Origin of the sequence: Schaalia meyeri (assembly GCF_900105015.1) — a bacterium.
Taxonomy (GTDB): Bacteria; Actinomycetota; Actinomycetes; order Actinomycetales; family Actinomycetaceae; genus Pauljensenia; species Pauljensenia meyeri.
In genome coordinates this window covers 41,560-60,190 of record NZ_FNLK01000008.1, presented here as the reverse complement: position 1 = coordinate 60,190, position 18,631 = coordinate 41,560, and the positions used below count along the sequence as shown (strand labels likewise).

The window sequence follows — 18,631 nt, the reverse complement described above, 5'->3', positions numbered from 1 at the left end:
AGCGTCCCGGGCGTGACCCGGATTCCGTGGCGGACCTCGTACATTGGGTTGATTAAGGCACTATGATAGCCGACAACCATAAGCTCAGTTGCAGTTTCGAAGGAGAATGCTGTGGAGACTCTCTTCCTCTGGGAGATTGGAACCCCAAAGGTCTATGTCATCTGGTTCGCTGTCCTGGCCGCTCAGATCATCGTCGCCGAGATCAACCGGCGGTGGAACTGGACGATCTTTGCCGTCTGGACGGTCGGCGGCATCGCGCTGATGCCCTACGCGTGGATCCACGGGACGCCCATGGTGGGCTGGTTTCCGTTTGGCAAGTACGCGATCATGATTTTGACGGCTACCATGACTGGAACTGTCCTGCTCTATGCCAAACGCAATCCCGTCAAGGCTCATAAGTACGCGATTTGGCTGGGTGTTGCCCTGTGGATCGGATTGGCTGTCAATATCATGGAAGCCAATATCCGTGACTTGACGATCTACTTCAACGCCGACTCCTATTATGCGTGCGGTGCCGACTGGCAGTGCCTGAAGTCCGTCAATGACTCCCACACGATCGACATGATCGCGGGGTTGCCCGAGGCGCGGGGCGTCACTGCCGAGCTCCATTCGCAGCAGTGGTATCAGGAGGTTGCCGCCAACCTGTCTGCCCGGCACGTCGGCATCGACCCGGAGACCGGGTTCCGCACGATCGGCGGGGTCTGGAACCTCTTGTCGGCGGCGGCTGGCCTGCTCAACATCATCACGATCACGGGGCTCGGCAAAATCATCGTGACCTCACCGGGCAAGCAGAAGGTGCGCGGACTGATCTGGGTGGACATGGTGTGGCCGTGGGTCATCGCCTACGACCTGTGGAATCACGCGTTCCTCTACAATTCGCTGGCCGACTACACCTGGTATTGCACGCTGGCGCTGCTGCTGGCCTGCACGATCCCGGCATTCACGTGGGCGAAGGGCCAGTGGATCTGGTTCCGCTGTTTCACGCTGGTCTTTTGGATCTCGATGAACACCCTGCTGCCGGAGGTGCTGGTTCCGCCCTCGGACATCTTCAACTTTGCCACGATGGATCCGCGTGCGAACATCGCGTGCGCGGTCCTCGCGCTCGCGGCCAACGTCGCCCTCTTCGTCTATTGGGTGTACAAGATCGTTGCGTGGAAGAGGAACCCGATCACCGGCGTCCTGTACTGTGAGCTGAAGGAGTTCCGCACGATTGTGCGCGAACACTGCGACGACAGGGACAAGTACTTCCTGGTTGACCGTATCCCCGAGACCCCGGCCGATCTCGGCTTCCAGCCGGATGCGCCGACGCCCCCCGCGGATGGTTACGCCGCGTGGATGCCGTGGTGGCGGGGCGAGGACCGACGCCACCCCTCCAAGCGCGTGCCGGTGGGCGGCGGCGAGTGAGGGTGGCGGGTCTCCCCGGGGCTTTCCCCGAGGAGGCCCGCTTTGTTTTGGGGAGTCGCAGGCATGAGCCTGGTGTGCCGCGCGCATTTGTCGGTTTGTCGTGCGCGTACTTGTGGGTTTGTTGCGCGGCCCCTGGCGGATTGTGCGTGTTTGCGCGAGGCCACTTCCTGGATAGGTTGTTGCTACGTGGATAGGTTACGGCCATCTGGATAGCTTAGGTTCCTATCCACGAGTGCATAACCTATCCATGAACGCATAACCTATCCGCGAAGCCATTTCCTATCCACGAGTGCCCTGCGACCCGGCCGGTGTCACCGCCGGGCTGAGTTCACGTGCGCGAACAGGAAACGCATCTCGACGCCGAACGTCGAATCCGACAGGCACACTTCACCCAGCGAATAGGGTTTCGCAGAGCCGGACCCGTGCGGTGGGCGGTGAGCCAGCGTCGGGAACCGGGCCGCGCGCTTAGGGCTCACCCCCGGCGGCAGGTCCAGCACGGACGACAGGGCGGCGTGCAGCCGACGCGGCGTTGCCGGAACCCCTTCGGGTGCGTCGAAGCTCACGTAAATGGATGATGGCATCGGTGCCTCCCATCACTCGCGTGTGATTAGCGTCTATCGACCGTAGCACACATCCTCCGAAGAGTCATGTGAAACTGTCAAGCAGAGCGCTGGGTTGATATTTGGGCGAAAGGGTTCTGTTTCTGCGGTTTTGCTCGGTTTGCACCCGGCAAGTATTTCTATACTTGAACTAGTGTCTAATGAACTGGTCGGTTATTTTTGGGAGGTTGGGCGCTCGCGCTGCCTGCGTTCGCAACTCGCTCGTCTCGTCTCAGAGGGTGTGGGGCTCTCTGGCGAGCCCCTCGGCTCGTGGGCTGAGTGTCCCGATGTCTCGGTCAAGTATTTTCTACCCAAGGGTCAAGGTTTCTTAAAATGTGAAACCCTCTGGCAATTTAGTGACAAACCTTGACACGATGTGTAAACGGCGTACCCCGCGGATTGATCCGAAGGGTGCGTCCCCATCAATACAGAAACGAGGAATGATGATGCATCAACGCTCATGGAAAACCCTCATCGCGGGAGGAACCGCCCTCGCTGCGGGCTTGACGATCACCGCATTCGGTGCGCCCGCCCACGCGGCCGGTGTCCCTGGGATCACCTCCGAGGCGCGCGCCCAAGACGAGGTCATGAACTACGCCGTCAACCTGCCTGCCGACGCCTCGCGCTACGAATTCAACGCGGCCGTCTCCAAGGCCTCGGAAAGCGGCGTGCTCCTGGCCCAGTACCCCGAATTCAACGCCTTCTTCGTCCAGTCGGTGAAGGCGTCCTTCGCTCCGGCGCTCGGCAAGAGCCTGGTCGACGCGGGAATCTCCTATCACTCGATCGGCCCCACCCGCTACAAGACCGTCACCGGTGAAGAGGTCCGTACCGAGCAGCCGCAGGCCACCCCCGCTGAAGCGGCCGCCGTCTCCGAGGCCGCCGGCACCCACGTGACCGGCCTGTCCGCCGACTCCCAGCTCAACGACTTCACCCCCGACGTGGGAGACGCCAACGCGTGGGGTCTGACCGCGATCGGATCGATCGAAGCCCAGAAGGTTGACGTGCCCCGCGAAAAGGTGACCGTCGCCGTCATGGACACCGGCATCGACCCCGACCACAAGGACCTCAAGGACAGGATCGACACCTCCCTGTCCGTCGGTTGCCAGGTGAATGGCATCCCGAACCAGGATCCCTCAGCGTGGAAGGACGACCACTACCACGGCACGCACGTCGCCGGCACGATTGCCGCCGCACACAACGCCTACGGCGTGGATGGCGTGGCCCCCGATGCGACGCTCGTCGCCATCAAGACCTCGAACCTGGCCGGTTCCTTTTACCCCGAGTACGTGGCCTGCGCCTTTGACTGGGCAGCCGACCACGGCATCGACGTGACAAACTCCAGCTACTACATGGACCCCTACGCCTTCTGGATGCCGGGCGAGAGCTCCCAGGCTGCGGGTCTCGAGGCCGCGTCCCGCGCGGTCCGATACTCGAAGGCCCAGGGCGTGGTGAACATCGCCGCCGAGGGCAACAGCAACGACGACCACGACAATCCGACGAAGGACAGCGACTCCCCGAATGACGTCGAGGGAGCCGCGCGCGAGCGTGACGTTCGAGGCGGCATCGACGTTCCCTCCATGCTGAACGATTCGGTCGTGTCCGTGGCCGCTCTGGCCCTGCCCGGTGGCGCCGATCCCGCGACCGCCACCCTCAATCGCTCGAAGTTCTCGAACTACGGCAAGAACTCCGTTGACGTGGCAGCCCCGGGCAGCCGCATCTGGTCGACGGTTCCCACGTGGAAGCAGAACCCTCCCTTTGCCTACCTGTCCGGCACCTCCATGGCCTCCCCGCACGTGGCTGGAGTCGCCGCGCTGATCAAGGAGATCCACCCGGACTACACTGCCGATCAGACGATCAACTTGCTCAAGAAGCAGGCCGGCTACACCTATAATCGACTGGCCGCCCCCGAGGACGGCAAGGAATATCGCGGTGCGGGCCTGGCGAACGCGCTGGCGGCCGTCCTGGAAGATCAGCCCAAGCCGACCATCGGCGTGGTGGAGTACTCGCGAGACGGCCTCACCGACTGGAAGCCGCTGGCCGGCGCGCGCGTGTCCGGCACGATCCACGTGCGCGTGACCGCCTCCGGTCCGGTCACCGCCGTGACCCTCAACGTCGCGGGCCTCGCCTTCGCACGAGGCGCCGGTGACGGCTCTTTCACCGGCAACGAGGTCACCGTCACCGCCGGCCCCATCGACCTGTCCCCCCTCGTGGGCACCTCCGCACACGCCACCGTCGCCGCCGAAGGTCGGAACAAGGATATTCGTGCCGACGATGACGTGACGGAACCCGCCCACTTCCACGTCGACAAATACGTGCGCGAGGGCGGGGCCTGGTCCAACGGCGCTAACGGTTGGAGCTACTGCTACGACGACGGCTCCTGCGCGAAGAGCGAGCACCTGAGGATCGGCGACGGTGACTACTACTTCGACGAGGACGGCATCATGGTCACCGGCTGGGCTTACTACGACGGCGCGTGGCACTGGATGAACGCCTCCGGCCGCGCCACGACCGGCTGGGTCAACGACCGCGGCTCCTGGTACTACATGGATGCCTCCAGCAAGATGGCCACCGGCTGGCTGAAAGACGGCGACTCCTGGTACTACTTGGATGCCTCCGGCAAGATGGCCACCGGATGGACCAACCTGGACGGTTCCTGGTACTACCTGGACGGCTCTGGCAAGATGGCCACCGGCTGGCTGAAGGACGGCGACACCTGGTACTACCTGGACACCGCGACCGGCAAGATGGCCACCGGATGGGTCCGCATCAACGGATCCTGGTTCCACTTCAGTCCCTCGGGCGCGTGGCTCGGATGAGCGCCACTGACCAGGCCGTGGCACCCCCACGTCCCCAGTAGGGCGCCGCGCTGAGGCAACAACACGCGGGTGGGCCAGAACAATCGTTCTGGCCCACCCGCGTCTGTGGAGGGGCCGAGGTCAGCCCAGCGAGTCGAAGAGGACCTGCAGGCCCTCCGCCATGGTCGGGTGCGCCACGGGCAGGAAACGCAGCTGCTCGTAGGTGAGGCCCCCGGCCATCGCCACCTGCACGGCGGTGATGACCTCGGAGACGTTCGGACCGATCAACGTCGCACCCAGGATCTCGTGGGTGCGACCATCCACGACCGCCTTCCAGAAGCCCTCTCCCGCGTGGCGCAGCGTCTTCGCGCGGGGAATGGCCGATGTCGGAACCTGAGCGATCAGCACGTCCAGACCCAGGCCACGGGCCTCCTCCTCGGAAAGGCCGATGCGGGCCAGCTCGGGGGTGGCGAAGACGGCGTAGGGGATCGTGCGGCCGCGCGTGGAGGTGATCGGATCGTCCAGGGAAACACCTGTCAGCTGGGCGCGGATAATGCGGAAGTCCGACCAGGACGCGTGCGTGAACATGAGTGTTCCGGCGCAGTCGCCGGCCGCCCACACGCCCTGAGCGCTCGTACGCAAATGCTCATCCACCGCAACGAAGCCGCGCTGGTCCAGGGCCACCCCGGCCTGGTCCAATCCGATCCCATCCGTGTTCGGCACCCGGCCGGCCGCAACCAGGACGGCCTGGGCGGCCACCGTGGAACCATCCGACAAGGTCAGCGTCGTAACAAGGCCAGACCGCGACGCCGCCGACGCACGAACCCCACGCAGGATGGTCACGCCTGCGCCCTCCAGGCCCGCCTCGACGACGCGCGCGGCGTCCGCATCCTCCCGCGGTAGCACGTGCTCGTCCGAGGCAATGAGGGTCACGTCGACGCCAAAGGTCGCCATCATCGACGCGAACTCCACGCCGATGTAGCTGGCCCCAATGATCGCCAGGGAAGAGGGCAGCTCCTCAAGGCGCAGAATGTCCTCGCTGGTCCATGCTCCCGATTCCCACAGGCCCGGGATCTGGGGGCGCGCGGGGCGCGAACCGAGGTTGATGAGGACGCGCTCGCCGCGAATCGTTCGCTCGCCCCCGTTCCCGAGCGCCACCGTCACCGTGCGCTCGCCCGTGAAACGGGCCTCGCCGCGCACGAAATCCAGGCCGGGGGCCGTAAACATCTGCTCGTGTGCGTCCACCATGGCCCCCACGATGCCCTCCTTGTGGGCGCGCAGCTTCGCCAGGTCCACGCGCGCGCGATCCGTGCCGACGACGCCGAACACGTCGTCGGTGCGCGCGTCGATAAGGCGACGGGCGGAATTGACCAGCGACTTCGTGGGGATGCACGCGACGTTGATGCAGGTGCCGCCGACGAAGCGGCGCTCAACCATCGCGACGCGCCAGCCCGCCTTCGCGCGCTCCATCGCCAGGGATTTACCGGCCTTGCCGCCGCCGACGACCAGCAGGTCAACCTCTTCGATTACGTTCGTGGACATGTTGCTCCTTCATATCGGGAAAGTTCTCCTCTCTCAACGCGCAGCGACGGCGTCTATTCCACCGGGTGAGTGCTTTTCCAGTGCGGATTCTCACGCGATAGCTGTGGTATGACGCTCGTTTGGCCGGTGTGCCGGTGCCGTGTGTCATATGGTGACCGCGCGGTTCGTTGAAAGTGCCTCCGGCATGCTTAGATAGGGGTATGAGGGCTCTAGATATTGGTGATTTCAAACAGGATGTGGGTGCCGCGCTCGCGCGAGCCTCTTCCGGGGAAGTCGTCACGCTCACACAGGGGGGTCAGCCCGTCGCCGAGCTGGGTCCGGTGCGCATGTCGACTTACGCGCGGCTGCGTGAAATGGGTCTCGAACGTCCCGCGATCTCGGACATCGACGCCTACCACATGCCATCAAAAAACCTGCCTGACGGGCGGCGAGTGATCAGCAAGCTGAGGGACTGACGCGGCTTTTATTGCGCCGCAATCCCCGGCGCGTTAGCTCCGCCTCTTCGCCCTGTTCGTCGGCTCCGCGCGCAGCGGATCCTCGGGCCACGGGTGCTTCGGGTAGCGCCCGCGCAGCTGCGCGCGCACGTCCCGGTACGGGCCCTGCCAAAACGACGTCAAATCCGAGGTGACCGCCGCCGGGCGCCCGGCCGGATCGGTCAGGTGCAGCACCAGGGGCATACGCCCGTCCAGCAGGCGGGGCGTGCGCGTCCAACCGAAGGCCTGCTGGACACGCAGGGTGAGTACCGGGTGCTCCCCGCTCCAATCGATCGGCCGGGTTCCGCCGGACGGAATCGGCAGCTTGTCGGGAGCCAGCTCGTCCAGGCGTGCCGCGTGTGGCCAGGGCAGCAGAGAGCGCAGGACCTCCACCATGGGAACGGACGCCAGGGGAGTGCCCGATGCCAGACGCTGCCCCCACGGGGCCAGCCACGTTCGCGCGTTTGCGGCGAGCCCCTCGTCCGACACGTCGGGCCAGGGGGCGCCGAAAGCCCGGTGCAGGGCGCGCATCCTCTCCCTCAGGGATGAGGCCTCCTTCCCCCAGCCCAGTTCGCCCAGTCCGCGGGATGCCACGTGATCCGCCGCCAGGGCGGTGGCTTCCTCGCCGCGCAGGGTGCGCGCCGGAGCGGTAGACAGCGGGATTGTGCCGAGGGTTCGCGTGCGCGTGGCACGTAATCTCCCTTTGTCTATCGATGCCTGGGTGCGCTCGGCGATCATCGCCGCTCCGGCCGCCAGCGCGTCCTCCTCCGGCAGGGGAACGGCGGCCAGGATGCGCGCGTGTCGAGACGCGGGTGCGCGGTCGATCGACGACACCGCCAGCCACTCCTGCCCCTCGAGCGGGGAACCGTTCGGCAGTTCGGCACCGACGCCGCCTGCGAGGATGTACGCGGCCGAGCCCGGGCGTTTACGGGCGATCCACTGCGGGTGGGCCAGCGCGCACGTCAGCGCCAGCTCATCCTCGCGCGAACGCCCCCGCCCGGGACGCGGGTCGCCGCCGGGCACGGCCTCCCTTCCCTCCCACGCCTTCACGCTCGGCAGGCGCGACGCCAGGCGCTTCAATCGCGCTTCCGTCTCGCGCACCCGCGCGGCCTGCGCCCGATCGCCGCCCTCGCGGCCACCCCTGCGCTCCACGCCACCCAGATCCGCGCCGGGAGCGCGAACATCCTCCGACAGCAGAGCCACGCAGCGCGCCGCCCGGGGCACCCCCAGGACTCCGCTGGCCGCCAGGAGCGCCCTGCCCAGCGGCGGATCCAGGGGCAGCGCCGCCAACGTGCGGCCGAGGGCGGTGACCGCCCCGTCCCGGTCAATTGCGCCCAGGGACGCGAGGCGCTGCCCCGCCGCCTCCCACGTGCCGGTCGGGGGAGCGTCCAACAGGGCCAGGTCCGTCACGGGAGTGCCCCACGAGGCCACCTGCAGGCGCGCGTTAGCAAGGTCCTGCGTGGCGATACCCGGCGCGGACTGGGCGGGCCTGCGCGCGACGTCCACGGGGTCCATGACGCGTACGGCCATGCCCGGCCCGGTGCGAGCAGCGCGCCCCGCCCTCTGATCCATGCGGGCCAACGACGCCGGCACGGTCACCAGGGACGACAGGCACCGACCGGCATCGAAACGCGGCTCCCTGGCCAGGCCCGCATCGACCACGACGGACACGCCGGGAACAGTCAGCGATGATTCGGCGATGGACGTGGACAAGATGACGCGGCGCCCGGTCGCGGGGGATAGGGCTCGGTCCTGGTCGGTGGCGCTCAGCTGACCGTGCAGGGCAAGGATGGGCAGGCCCGGCAGACGCAGGCTGCGGCGCACCGCCTCGATCTCTGTGACCCCCGGCAGGAACACCAGGACGGAGCCCGACGTTCCCGTTACCGTGTCCTCGATCGTGCGCGCCACGTGCGCCAGGTACTCCCGGCGCACGCCCACGCGGTCGCGGCTGATCGCGCCCACTGCGTCCACACCGCGAGGCGGGGGAGCGTAACGCACGTCGAGCGGATAAATCTCCCCCGGGATATCAACCAACGCGGGCTCTTGTCCCGTCGCGCCCCGCAGCAGCCGCACCGCGGAAGACGCCTCCAGAGTGGCTGACGTGAGCGCGATGAACAGATCCTCGCGCAGCGCCGCGCGCACATCCAGCGCGAACGCCAGCGCCAGGTCGGTGTCCAGATCGCGTTCGTGGAACTCGTCAATGATCAGCGCGGCCACGCCGGGCAACTCCGGGTCGCGCTGGAGGCGGCGTAGTGCAACGCCCGGGGTCACCATCTCCACCCGTGTCCGCTCACTCACGCGCGAGTCAGCGCGCACCGAGTAACCGACCTGCCCGCCCACGTCCTCCCCGAGGAGGCGAGCAATCCTGCGGGCTGCGGCCCGGGCGGCGACGCGGCGCGGCTGGGTAACGATCACCCTCATCGGCGAGCCACCCGATTTACTCCCCGCGCCCCCCGCACCAGGTCCCGCCAGCGCCACCGCGACGGCGGGAGGCAGCAGCGTCGTCTTGCCTGTGCCCGGGGGAGCCGTGACGACCGCGCAGCCGCCGGGGCAAACAGCCGCCGCGATATCGCCCAGCGCGCGCGTGACTGGCAGGTCGGGCGGGCAGGAGAGCAGATCCTCAAGGGCAGGCATGGCTTCATTGTGCGTGCTCCCAGGGCGCGGCCGCATCCCGGGACGGAGCGCCCCGGCGCCAATGCGGCCGGGGTCACTGCGGCGGGCATCCCCACGCCGCAGTGACCCCGGGGAGGTGAGAGTAAACTGAGGACCGATATGACTACGGAGAACACAGCGCCGACGCTTGCGGCGGCCACCCTCGCACACACCACGGGGCGCGTCACTATCCCCGCAGACACGGATCCCATTACAGTCCTCGGCGTCGCCGACCAAGTACTGCGTGCCCTCGAGAGGGGCTTTCCCCACGTACGCTTTCTCGTCACTGGCCGGGAGATCTCTCTGGTCGGCACCCAGGTCGACATAGACGTGGCGGCCGGGCTGCTCAAGGAACTTATCGGCATGGCCCGGCGCGGCACCGCCCTGGACGCGGCCGCCGTCGAACAGGCGATCCGCCTGCTCGGACGCTTGGCCTCGGGCGAAGCCCCCACCGAGGAAATCCTGTCGGCGCGCGGGCGATCCATCCGCCCCAAGACGCCCGGACAAAAGGCCTACGCGGACGCAATCGACCGCGCGACCGTCGTATTTGGCATCGGGCCCGCGGGCACGGGCAAAACCTACCTGGCCATGGCCCAGGCCGTGCGTCGCCTGCTGTCCGGCGAGGTGCGACGCATCGTGCTTACGCGTCCGGCCGTTGAGGCGGGCGAAAGCCTGGGGTTTTTGCCGGGCTCCCTGACGGATAAAATCGACCCCTACCTGCGTCCCCTCTACGACGCGCTGGGCGACATGCTGGACCCCGAGGCCCTGCCCAAGCTCATGGCCGCGGGCACCATCGAGGTGGCTCCGCTGGCGTACATGCGAGGGCGCACCCTCAACGACTCTTTCATCATCTTGGACGAGGCACAAAACACGACGCTCGGCCAAATGAAGATGTTTCTCACGCGCCTGGGCTTCGGGTCGAAGGTCGTCGTCACCGGCGACGCCTCGCAGGTGGATCTGCCAGGCAGCCAGACCAGCGGACTGGCTCTCAGCGAATCCATCCTGGGCGGCATCGACGACATCGATTTTTGCCATTTGACCAGCGCGGACGTCGTGCGTCACGAGCTGGTGGGGACCATCATTGACGCCTACCAGCGCTTCGACGATCGGACAGCCGCACGCCGCGCGCGATCGCGCCGCCACAACACAGCACGCAGGGAGTACGTGTCATGACCGAGGTCATTAATGAGACCGACTACGAGATCAACGTCGCCGAGTTTTCCGCGCTGGCCGACTACGTGCTCGACCAGATGCACGTCAGCTCGGACGCCGAGGTCAACATCATCTTCATCGAACCAAAACCCATGGAAGAGCTGCACGTGCGCTGGCTCAACCTGCCCGGACCGACGGACGTGATGAGCTTCCCCATGGACGAACTCAAGCCGGGCACGGCCGACCACCCCACGCCCCCCGGCATGCTCGGCGACATCTGCATCTGCCCGCAGGTCGCCGCCCGCCAGGCGGCCGAATCCGGCCACAGTGCGGCCGAGGAAATGCTGCTCCTGGCCACACACGGCATGCTCCATCTCCTGGGCTACGATCACGCGCAGGACGCCGAGCGCGAGGTTATGTTTGCGCTCCAACGCAAGCTGCTGCTCACCTTCCTGGCCACCCGATGACCCCTGTTTTGCCCCTGGAGGCGGCCCCGGCCTCGTCGCTTCCGGGCGTGCCCTCCCTGGCGCTGCTGGTCCTCGCCCTCATCGCGCTGGCCGCCGCCTCCCTGGCCCAGTGCGTCGAACAATCCGTCCAGCGCCTGACCCTGGCCGGGGTAGAGGACCTCATCGAGGCAAAACGTAAGAACGCGCAGCTCCTGTACGCGCTGGTCGACCGTCGTCGGCGCACGCTGCTGTCCCTGCGGGCCTTCCGCACCTTCTGGCAGGTCGTTTACGCCGTCATGGTCACGATCGTCCTGGTGAGCACGGGACTGCCCTGGTGGGCGGTCGCCCTGATCGCGGTCCTGGGCATCTCCGCACTCCAGCTCCTGTTCGTCTCATACATCCCCGCCCGGTGGGGGGCAGCCAACCCCGAAGGCATCGCGCTGGCGGGAACGGGCTTCGCCTCCTATCTGTCGCGCCTCAGCCACCTGGCCGACCCCGCGCTGCGGCGCCTGCGCTCCTTACGGCCAGCCCCGGCCCCCACGGAGGCGCAGGTGCGCGCCGAGGTGATCTTAGACCTGCGCGAGATCGTCGACGAGGTCGGCGAACCCGAGAGTTTCGAGGAAGAGGACCGGGACATGGTGCGATCCGTCCTGGACCTGGGACACACCCTGGTGCGCGAGGTCATGGTGCCGCGCACCGACATGGTGACGATTGACGCGGACACGCCCGCGCCCTCCGCGCTGCGCCTCTTCGTGCGCTCGGGCTTCTCGCGCGTGCCCGTCGTCGGAGACGACGTGGACGACATCCGCGGCATCCTCTATTTCAAGGACGTCGTTTCCCGCTGGGAAGCGCACGGCGGCCAGCTGGACATGCGCGCCGAACAGATGATGCGCCCCGCCGAATACGCCGTCGAAATGAAGCCGGCCGACGACATGCTCCGCCAGATGCAGGCCCAGCGCTTTCACATGGCCATCGTCATCGACGAGTACGGGGGCGTCGCCGGACTGGTCACCCTCGAAGATATCATTGAGGAGGTCGTCGGAGAGCTCACCGACGAACACGACCGCCACAGCGTGGAACCCGAAGAAACGGAGCCCGGCACGTGGCGTGTTCCCGCGCGCTATCCGATCTCTGAACTGGGCGAGCTGCTGGGCCGGGACATCGAGGACACGGACGTGGACTCCGTCGGTGGACTGCTGGCCAAGGCCATCGGCAAGGTTCCCCTGCCCGGTGCTACGGGCACGCTCGCGGGCGTCACCATGACCGCCGAAGAGGCGCGCGGGCGCCGCCGCCAGGTCTCCACCATCGTCTGCCGCCTCGACCCCGACTATCCCGCCCTGACCCCCGACCAAAACCCCGCCGACGACAAGGACAACTGACATGCGATTCCCCTCCGACCACGAACTCATGGCCGGCCCCAACGCCCTGGACGACGCGCGCATCGAGGTGGCCCCCGACGCCGCCGACCCGGAAGCCGACGCGCGCGCGCAGATAGGCCGAGGCGTCGGTGACGTTAACCGGGATGGGGCTGGGGATGAGCTCGGCGATGACTCCGAGGATGGGTCCGACGCCGATTTCGGTGACACCGAGGCCGGTGATGACATCGGCGACTGTGACGCCGAGGACGGCCTGGCGGGCGAGGAGGACGCGGACCTGGGTGCCTTCGAGGCGATGACTTCAGTGGCATCGCTGCGGCGGGACGCGGTGGCCACGATCGATATCCCCGATTTTCCTGAGGACTTTCGCGCGGGCTTTATCTCCGTCGTCGGGCGCCCCAACGTCGGCAAATCCACCCTGACGAACGCCCTGGTCGGGCGCAAGATCGCGATCACGTCGGGGCGCCCCGAGACCACGCGCCACAACATCCGAGGCATCGTCCACGGCGAGGGGTATCAGCTGGTCCTCGTGGACACGCCCGGATACCACCGCCCCCGCACCCTGCTGGGCAAACGGCTCAACGACATGGTGCGCGAGGCCCTCTCCGAGGTGGACGTCGTCCTCTTTTGCCTGCCCGCGAACCAGCGCATCGGCCCCGGCGACCAGTTCATCGCCCGCGAACTGCGCGCCGTGAAACGTCCGATCGTCGCTGTGGCCACCAAGTGCGACGCCGTTCCGCGTGAGCGCGTCATGAAGCACCTGCTCTCGATTGAGGCGCTGGGGAATTGGGCGGCCATCGTTCCCGTTTCCTCCGTGGAAGGCAAAGGCATCGACCACCTGCGCGACGTGCTCGCCCAGACGGTGCCGCTCTCGCCCCCGCTGTATCCCGAAGGGGATGTTACGGACGAATCACGGGACACCCTGATCGCCGAGTTCATCCGCGAGGCCGCCCTCGAGGGCGTGCGCGACGAGCTGCCCCACTCCCTGGCCGTCCAGGTCGAGGAGATTATCGAGCGCCCCCGGCGCGAGGGCGACGAGCGAGCGCCCATGCTGGACATCCACGTCAACGTCTACGTGGAGCGCGACTCCCAGAAGGCCATCATCATCGGCCGCAAGGGTTCGCGCCTGAAGCAGATCGGCACGCGCTCTCGCGCCCACATCGAGGAGCTGCTGGGGCGGCGCGTCTACCTGGACCTGCACGTGCGTACGGCGAAGGACTGGCAGTCCGACCCGAAGATGCTGGGGCGCCTGGGGTTCTGACGTGCCCAGCGTCATACGCGTGCGCGGCGCCCGCGTCCACAACCTGAAGAACGTAGACGTCGATGTTCCCCTGAACCGGTTTGTCGCCATCGCGGGCGTGTCTGGGTCGGGCAAGTCCTCCCTGGCCCTGGGCACGCTCTACGCGGAAGGCTCTCGCCGCTACCTGGAGTCCCTGGCGACCTACACGCGCAGGCGCATCTCCCAGGCGGCCAAGGCCTCGGTCGACGAGGTCATCCACGTCCCCGCTGCCCTCGCTCTGCGCCAGCGCCCGGGCGCGCCCGGCGTGCGCTCCACATTCGGTACGGCTACGGAGCTGGCGAACCACCTGCGCCTGCTGTTCTCGCGCGTGGGCTCCTACCTGTGCCCCAGCGGGCACCGCGTGCCCCCGTCGCGCAACGTGGCTCTGGAAGTGCCGCTCGTGTGCCCGCAGTGCTCCGAGTCCTTCTACGGGCTGGGCGCCGAGGAGATGGCCTTCAATTCCGCCGGCGCGTGCCCCGTGTGCGAGGGGACCGGGATCCAGCGTGTCGTCGACCGCGCCGCGCTCGTGCCAGACGAGTCCCGATCGATCGACGAGGGGGCAGTGTCCCCGTGGGGTTCCCTCATGTGGAAGCTCATGAAGGACGTCGCCAGAGAGATGGGCGTGCGCACCGACGTGCCCTTCCGTGATCTGAGCGAGGCGGAGAAGGCCATCGTCTACGAGGGACCCGCCGAGAAACACCACATTGTCGTTGCCACGAAGACGGGTGGCGCGGAGCTGGACTTCACGTATTTCAACGCGGTCGCGACCGTGGAGAACGCGCTCGCCAAGGCCAAGGATGAGAAGGCCCTCGCCCGCGTCGGCAAGTACCTCATCACGCGCACCTGCCCCGCCTGCGAGGGCACGCGCCTGGGGGAGCGGGTGCGCTCGACCCTGATCGACGGCATCGACCTGGGCCAGGCCTCGCGCCTGTCCCTGGCCGAGCTGCGCGAGTGGGTGGCGCGCGTGCCCGGCCTCGTCCCCGGCGAGGTCGCGCCCATGGCCCGCGTCATCGTCGATGAGATGGCAGAGCCGATGAAGCGCCTGGCGGACCTGGGCCTGTCCTACCTGTCGCTGGACCGGGCCTCCTCCACGCTGTCCAACGGCGAGCGCCAGCGTGTGCAGTTGGCTCGGGCGGTCCGCAACCGTACGACCGGCGTCCTCTACGTCCTGGACGAGCCGACCATCGGCCTGCACCCCTCCAACGTCGACGGGGTCCTGGGCATCGTCCGCGATCTCATCGCGGACGGGAACTCGGCCGTCGTGGTTGACCACGACACCCGCGTGCTGGCTGCCGCCGACCATCTGATCGAGATCGGACCGGGCGCGGGCGCTGACGGCGGCCGCGTCATCTTCCAGGGACCGATCGACGAGGCATGCCGAGCACCCGCTTCTCGCATCGGCCCGTACCTGGCCGGGAGTCGCCGTGTGGAGCGGCCGGCGGGGTCGGGGCGGCGAGCCTTAAAGGCGCAGGGACACGGTGCGTCGGGCGCGGACGGGCGCGGCGCCATCCACCTGGAGACTGAGCGGATCCACACCGTCCACCCCCTGAACGTTGATATCCCGGTGGGGGCACTCACGGCGGTGACGGGGGTCAGCGGATCGGGTAAGACGACGATGGTCCTGGAGTCCCTGGTGCCCGCCCTGCGGGCCGCCCTGGCGGGGGAGGCGCTGCCCGGTCACGTGCGGGACGTGGACGCGGCGGGCATCTCGCGCGTCCACTTGATCGACGCGACGCCGATCGGCGTGAACGTGCGCTCCACCGTGGCCACGTACTGCGGGGTCCTGGACGAGCTGCGCCGGGCCTTCGCACGCACGGAGGCGGCGCGGGCGGCTGGGCTGAAGGCCGGGGCCTTCTCCTACAACACGGGGTCGCTGCGATGCCCCACGTGCGAGGGGACCGGCCAGATCACCTTGGACGTGCAGTTCCTGCCTGACGTTGATGTCGAGTGCGCGCACTGCCGGGGCAGCAGGTACAGCCAGGATGCGGGGCAGATTCGTCGCGATGGACTCAGCCTGCCCGACATCATGGCGATGAGCGTGGACGACGCGCGGGGCGCGGTGCGAGGCCTGAGGAAGGCTGGGGCGCTGCTCGACACCCTCTCGGGCTTGGGACTGGGCTACCTGACGCTCGGCGAGGCCACGCCCGCCCTGTCGGGAGGCGAGGCCCAGCGGCTCAAGCTCGCCTCGGAGATGGGCAGGCGCCAGGAGGGTGCGCTCTTCGTGTTCGACGAACCGACGATCGGCCTGCACCCGGAGGACGTGCAGGTCCTCCTCGACGTCCTCCAGCGTCTCATCGACCGCGGTGCCACCGTCGTCGTCATCGAGCACGACCTGGATGTCATCGCCAACTCCGACTGGGTGATCGACATGGGGCCGGGCGGCGGTGCCCTGGGCGGGCGCGTCGTCGCCTGCGGAACTGCCCGCGATATCGCCGCCGAAGCTGATTCGGTGACGGGACGATACCTGCGCTGATGCCGCCGTTTGCTCAGGGGATTGTATTCTTCCTCGCGATCGTCGGAATGTAGCTGCTTGTCTGCCGTGCGTCCTCGCCAATGCTGCCGACACATAAACGCTGTGCCCGACTGCCGCAGTGGCAGTCGGGCACAGCGTTGCGCGTTGCAGCCGCGTCGCTCAGGAGGCGATGACGACCCGCAGGTTGCGGGGGCCGTGCACGCCGTTGACTCGCACGAGCTCAATGTCGGAGGTCGCCGAACCGCCGGCGATCCACGTCATGGGACGGGTCGGGTTCTTGCCGAGGATGTCGACCGCCTGGGGGACCGTGGGAACGATGTCCGCGCGGTTTAGGACGACGACGTGCGTGTCGGGCACGAGGGAGATTGCGCGACGCCCCTGGTCGGGTTCGCCGTCCAGGACGATGGTTCCCGAGATGGAGATGGCGACGCGGCTGCGGGTGACGACCGCGTCGATCTCGTCCAGCTCCAGGGTGGAGATGGCCTTCTCGCGGCTGTCTTCGCTCACCTTGCGCCCGTCGCGGGCGGCCGCCTTCTTGAAGGCCTCGTCCAGGCCGGTGGGAACGACGACCGAGGTGGCCTTCTGATCGGCCAGGAACGTGGCGACGGCGTCGGCGACGGCATCCTCTCCCGAAACGACGACAACCTGCGCGGAGTAGTCCTCGAGTTTCTCGATCATTTCCTCAACGACGGCGTCCGAACCGGGCGCGTGCTCGGTGGAGCGGATGTAGTCGCGAGGGATCGGTCGCACGGGGCGTCCCTGCTGTGAATGGGAGATGGCGTCGCGTGCGCGCGCCAGGATCGCGGTCTTTGCGTCCATCGTGGTCTTGCTCATGTCACGCCTCCTCGGGGGTCGTGCGGGTGGTCATGCCATGCTCGGATGCGAGCGGGAGCCCCGTGGCGGGGGTGTCCGTGCGGGGCGCGTTTGCGTCGGAGTCCGCGTGGGTGCGCTTCCACCACTGCCGGAATGTTTCCTTGGGCACCACCGGCAGGTCGCGCGCGCGGGTCCACAGCGAAGCCGGGAACGGCAGCGCGCCGATCGCCCCCTTCTTGGCGAACAGGCGGGTGGTCTTGGTGGACATGCCTGCGGCCTTCCACAGCGTCGCGTTCGACATGACGGGGGTGGCAACGCCCATCGCCAGGTCCCACACATCGGGCACGATGTTGCGCTTGATGTCCACCGTGCGCGCGCGCATATGGATGAGGATCGTGGGGATGTCGATCTTGACGGGGCAAACCTCGCCGCACGCACCGCACAGAGAGGAGGCGAAGGGGAGGGTGTGCACAGGATCCTTCTCGCCCAGGCCCTGGGTGAGCTGCGGGGTGAGGATCGCACCGATGGGCCCGGGGTAGACAGAGCCGTAGGCGTGACCGGATGTGTGCTGGTAGACGGGGCAGATGTTCATGCAGGAGCCGCAGCGAATACAGGCGAGGGCCTGTCGTCCGATGGGGTCCGCGAGTACCTTGGTGCGCCCGTTGTCCATGAGGATCAGGTGGAACTCCTGGGGGCCATCGCCGGGGGTGACGCCCGTCCACAGGGAAGTGTAGGGGTTCATGCGCTCGCCGGTCGCGGAACGGGGCAGCAGCTGGGAAAAGATCTCGATGTCCTGGAAGCGGGGCACCAGCTTCTCGATGCCCATCAGGGTGATGAGCGTGTCCGGCAGGGTCAGGCACATGCGACCGTTGCCCTCGGATTCGTAGACGGAGACGGTGCCGGTTTCCGCGATGCCCATGTTGGTGCCGGAGACGGCGACCTTGGCGTGCAGGAACTTTTTGCGCAGGTGGGCGCGGGCGGCGCCCGTGAGCTCGGTCGGGTCATCCGAGAGATCGCGCGGCGCGTCCTCCATGCGATCCAGGAAGATGCCGCGCACTTCGGAGCGGTTGCGGTGGATCGCGGGGACCACGATGTGGCTGGGCATGTCGTCGGCCAGCTGGACGATCATCTCGGCCAGGTCGGTTTCCAGCGCGGAGATCCCCTGACCCTTCAGGTACTCGTTGAGGTTGGTTTCCTGGGTGGCCATGGACTTGATCTTGACGACCTCGTCGACGCCCTTGGACTTGATGATGTCCGCGACGATGCGGTTGGCCTCGTGCTTGTCGCGCGCCCAGTGGACGATGCCGCCGCGAGCGGTGACGTTGCGCTCGAACTCTTCGAGCAGCTCGGGCATGCGCGATTCGACTTCGAATTTGACGGCCTCGGCGGCGCTGCGCAGGTCCTCCCAGTCCGGCATTTCGGCGACGCGCTGCCCGCGCTTGGTGCGGATGGTGCGGGTGGCGTGGCCGAGGTTACGGCGCATCTGGGTGTTGGCCAGTGTCTTGTGTGCGCCCTCGGGGAAGGTGTGGCCCCAGCGGAGGGTGTCTTCGGGGATGGTGACGGTGGTGCGCCAGCCGCCGGTGTGGGATTCGGGGGTGGAGGGCATTCCGATGAACGTTGCGGTCAT

At 67.4% G+C, this 18,631-nt stretch carries 13 protein-coding genes; 8 read left to right on the top strand and 5 right to left on the bottom strand.

From position 1 onward, the window contains the following. Positions 1–111 precede the first annotated feature (111 nt). Positions 112–1,404, top strand: a complete 1,293-nt coding sequence (locus tag BLT68_RS03775) for a DUF5692 family protein (RefSeq protein ID WP_074632896.1) — start codon at positions 112–114, stop codon at positions 1,402–1,404. 311 nt (positions 1,405–1,715) lie between these two features. Here the strand turns inward: BLT68_RS03775 and BLT68_RS03770 are convergent, their stop codons facing one another. Further along, a complete protein-coding gene (locus BLT68_RS03770) occupies positions 1,716–1,985 on the bottom strand; it encodes a hypothetical protein (protein WP_070778162.1) in 270 nt (89 codons plus the stop codon). A gap of 464 nt (positions 1,986–2,449) precedes the next feature. Here BLT68_RS03770 and BLT68_RS03765 point away from each other — a divergent pair, with 464 nt between their 5' ends. Continuing rightward, positions 2,450–4,819: a S8 family serine peptidase gene (locus BLT68_RS03765; RefSeq protein ID WP_074632970.1), complete on the top strand. Its 2,370-nt coding sequence runs from the start codon at positions 2,450–2,452 to the stop codon at positions 4,817–4,819. Positions 4,820–4,939: 120 nt separating this feature from the next. Here the strand turns inward: BLT68_RS03765 and BLT68_RS03760 are convergent, their stop codons facing one another. Next, the gene (locus BLT68_RS03760) at positions 4,940–6,340 is read right to left on the bottom strand and encodes a dihydrolipoyl dehydrogenase family protein (RefSeq protein ID WP_074632895.1); all 1,401 of its coding nucleotides are present in this window, start codon (positions 6,338–6,340) and stop codon (positions 4,940–4,942) included. Positions 6,341–6,540: 200 nt separating this feature from the next. Here BLT68_RS03760 and BLT68_RS03755 point away from each other — a divergent pair, with 200 nt between their 5' ends. Next, on the top strand, positions 6,541–6,795 hold the full coding sequence (locus tag BLT68_RS03755; protein WP_050695036.1) for a type II toxin-antitoxin system Phd/YefM family antitoxin: 255 nt from the start codon (positions 6,541–6,543) through the stop codon (positions 6,793–6,795). Positions 6,796–6,828: 33 nt separating this feature from the next. Here the strand turns inward: BLT68_RS03755 and hrpB are convergent, their stop codons facing one another. Then, a complete protein-coding gene (gene hrpB, locus BLT68_RS03750; protein WP_074632893.1) occupies positions 6,829–9,447 on the bottom strand; it encodes an ATP-dependent helicase HrpB in 2,619 nt (872 codons plus the stop codon). Positions 9,448–9,585: 138 nt separating this feature from the next. Between hrpB and BLT68_RS03745 the strand changes: the two genes are divergently transcribed. Genes BLT68_RS03745 through BLT68_RS03725 form a run of 5 tightly spaced genes read left to right on the top strand, consistent with a single transcriptional unit; the run spans position 9,586 to position 16,191 of the window. Continuing rightward, positions 9,586–10,638 (top strand): PhoH family protein, encoded by a 1,053-nt coding sequence (locus tag BLT68_RS03745; protein ID WP_074632892.1) that lies wholly within the window; start codon positions 9,586–9,588, stop codon positions 10,636–10,638. Next, positions 10,635–11,084 carry an rRNA maturation RNase YbeY gene (gene ybeY / locus BLT68_RS03740; RefSeq protein WP_074632890.1) on the top strand — a complete coding sequence of 150 codons (450 nt, stop codon included), beginning with the start codon at positions 10,635–10,637 and terminating at the stop codon, positions 11,082–11,084. Before BLT68_RS03745 ends, ybeY begins: the two co-directional genes overlap by 4 nt. Continuing rightward, the gene (locus BLT68_RS03735; protein WP_074632886.1) at positions 11,081–12,442 is read left to right on the top strand and encodes a hemolysin family protein; all 1,362 of its coding nucleotides are present in this window, start codon (positions 11,081–11,083) and stop codon (positions 12,440–12,442) included. Before ybeY ends, BLT68_RS03735 begins: the two co-directional genes overlap by 4 nt. Before the next feature lies 1 nt (position 12,443). Beyond that, on the top strand, positions 12,444–13,700 hold the full coding sequence (gene era, locus BLT68_RS03730; RefSeq protein WP_074632885.1) for a GTPase Era: 1,257 nt from the start codon (positions 12,444–12,446) through the stop codon (positions 13,698–13,700). A gap of 1 nt (position 13,701) precedes the next feature. Beyond that, positions 13,702–16,191, top strand: a complete 2,490-nt coding sequence (locus BLT68_RS03725; RefSeq protein WP_074632884.1) for an excinuclease ABC subunit UvrA — start codon at positions 13,702–13,704, stop codon at positions 16,189–16,191. Between the two features lie 159 nt (positions 16,192–16,350). Here BLT68_RS03725 and BLT68_RS03720 read toward each other — a convergent pair whose 3' ends face one another. Further along, positions 16,351–17,025 carry a LutC/YkgG family protein gene (locus BLT68_RS03720; protein ID WP_050695029.1) on the bottom strand — a complete coding sequence of 225 codons (675 nt, stop codon included), beginning with the start codon at positions 17,023–17,025 and terminating at the stop codon, positions 16,351–16,353. 1 nt (position 17,026) lies between these two features. After that, the gene (locus BLT68_RS03715; protein WP_074632883.1) at positions 17,027–18,631 is read right to left on the bottom strand and encodes a LutB/LldF family L-lactate oxidation iron-sulfur protein; all 1,605 of its coding nucleotides are present in this window, start codon (positions 18,629–18,631) and stop codon (positions 17,027–17,029) included.

Excerpts from the sequence above, each read along its gene's own strand:
- BLT68_RS03770 (WP_070778162.1), bottom strand. The coding sequence starts at position 1,985 with ATGCCATCATCCATTTACGTGAGCTTCGACGCACCCGAAGGGGTTCCG.
- BLT68_RS03765 (WP_074632970.1), top strand. The coding sequence starts at position 2,450 with ATGCATCAACGCTCATGGAAAACCCTCATCGCGGGAGGAACCGCCCTC.
- BLT68_RS03760 (WP_074632895.1), bottom strand. The coding sequence starts at position 6,340 with ATGTCCACGAACGTAATCGAAGAGGTTGACCTGCTGGTCGTCGGCGGC.
- BLT68_RS03755 (WP_050695036.1), top strand. The coding sequence starts at position 6,541 with ATGAGGGCTCTAGATATTGGTGATTTCAAACAGGATGTGGGTGCCGCG.
- hrpB (WP_074632893.1), bottom strand. The coding sequence starts at position 9,447 with ATGCCTGCCCTTGAGGATCTGCTCTCCTGCCCGCCCGACCTGCCAGTC.
- BLT68_RS03745 (WP_074632892.1), top strand. The coding sequence starts at position 9,586 with ATGACTACGGAGAACACAGCGCCGACGCTTGCGGCGGCCACCCTCGCA.
- ybeY (WP_074632890.1), top strand. The coding sequence starts at position 10,635 with ATGACCGAGGTCATTAATGAGACCGACTACGAGATCAACGTCGCCGAG.
- BLT68_RS03735 (WP_074632886.1), top strand. The coding sequence starts at position 11,081 with ATGACCCCTGTTTTGCCCCTGGAGGCGGCCCCGGCCTCGTCGCTTCCG.
- era (WP_074632885.1), top strand. The coding sequence starts at position 12,444 with ATGCGATTCCCCTCCGACCACGAACTCATGGCCGGCCCCAACGCCCTG.
- BLT68_RS03720 (WP_050695029.1), bottom strand. The coding sequence starts at position 17,025 with ATGAGCAAGACCACGATGGACGCAAAGACCGCGATCCTGGCGCGCGCA.
- BLT68_RS03715 (WP_074632883.1), bottom strand. The coding sequence starts at position 18,631 with ATGACCGCAACGTTCATCGGAATGCCCTCCACCCCCGAATCCCACACC.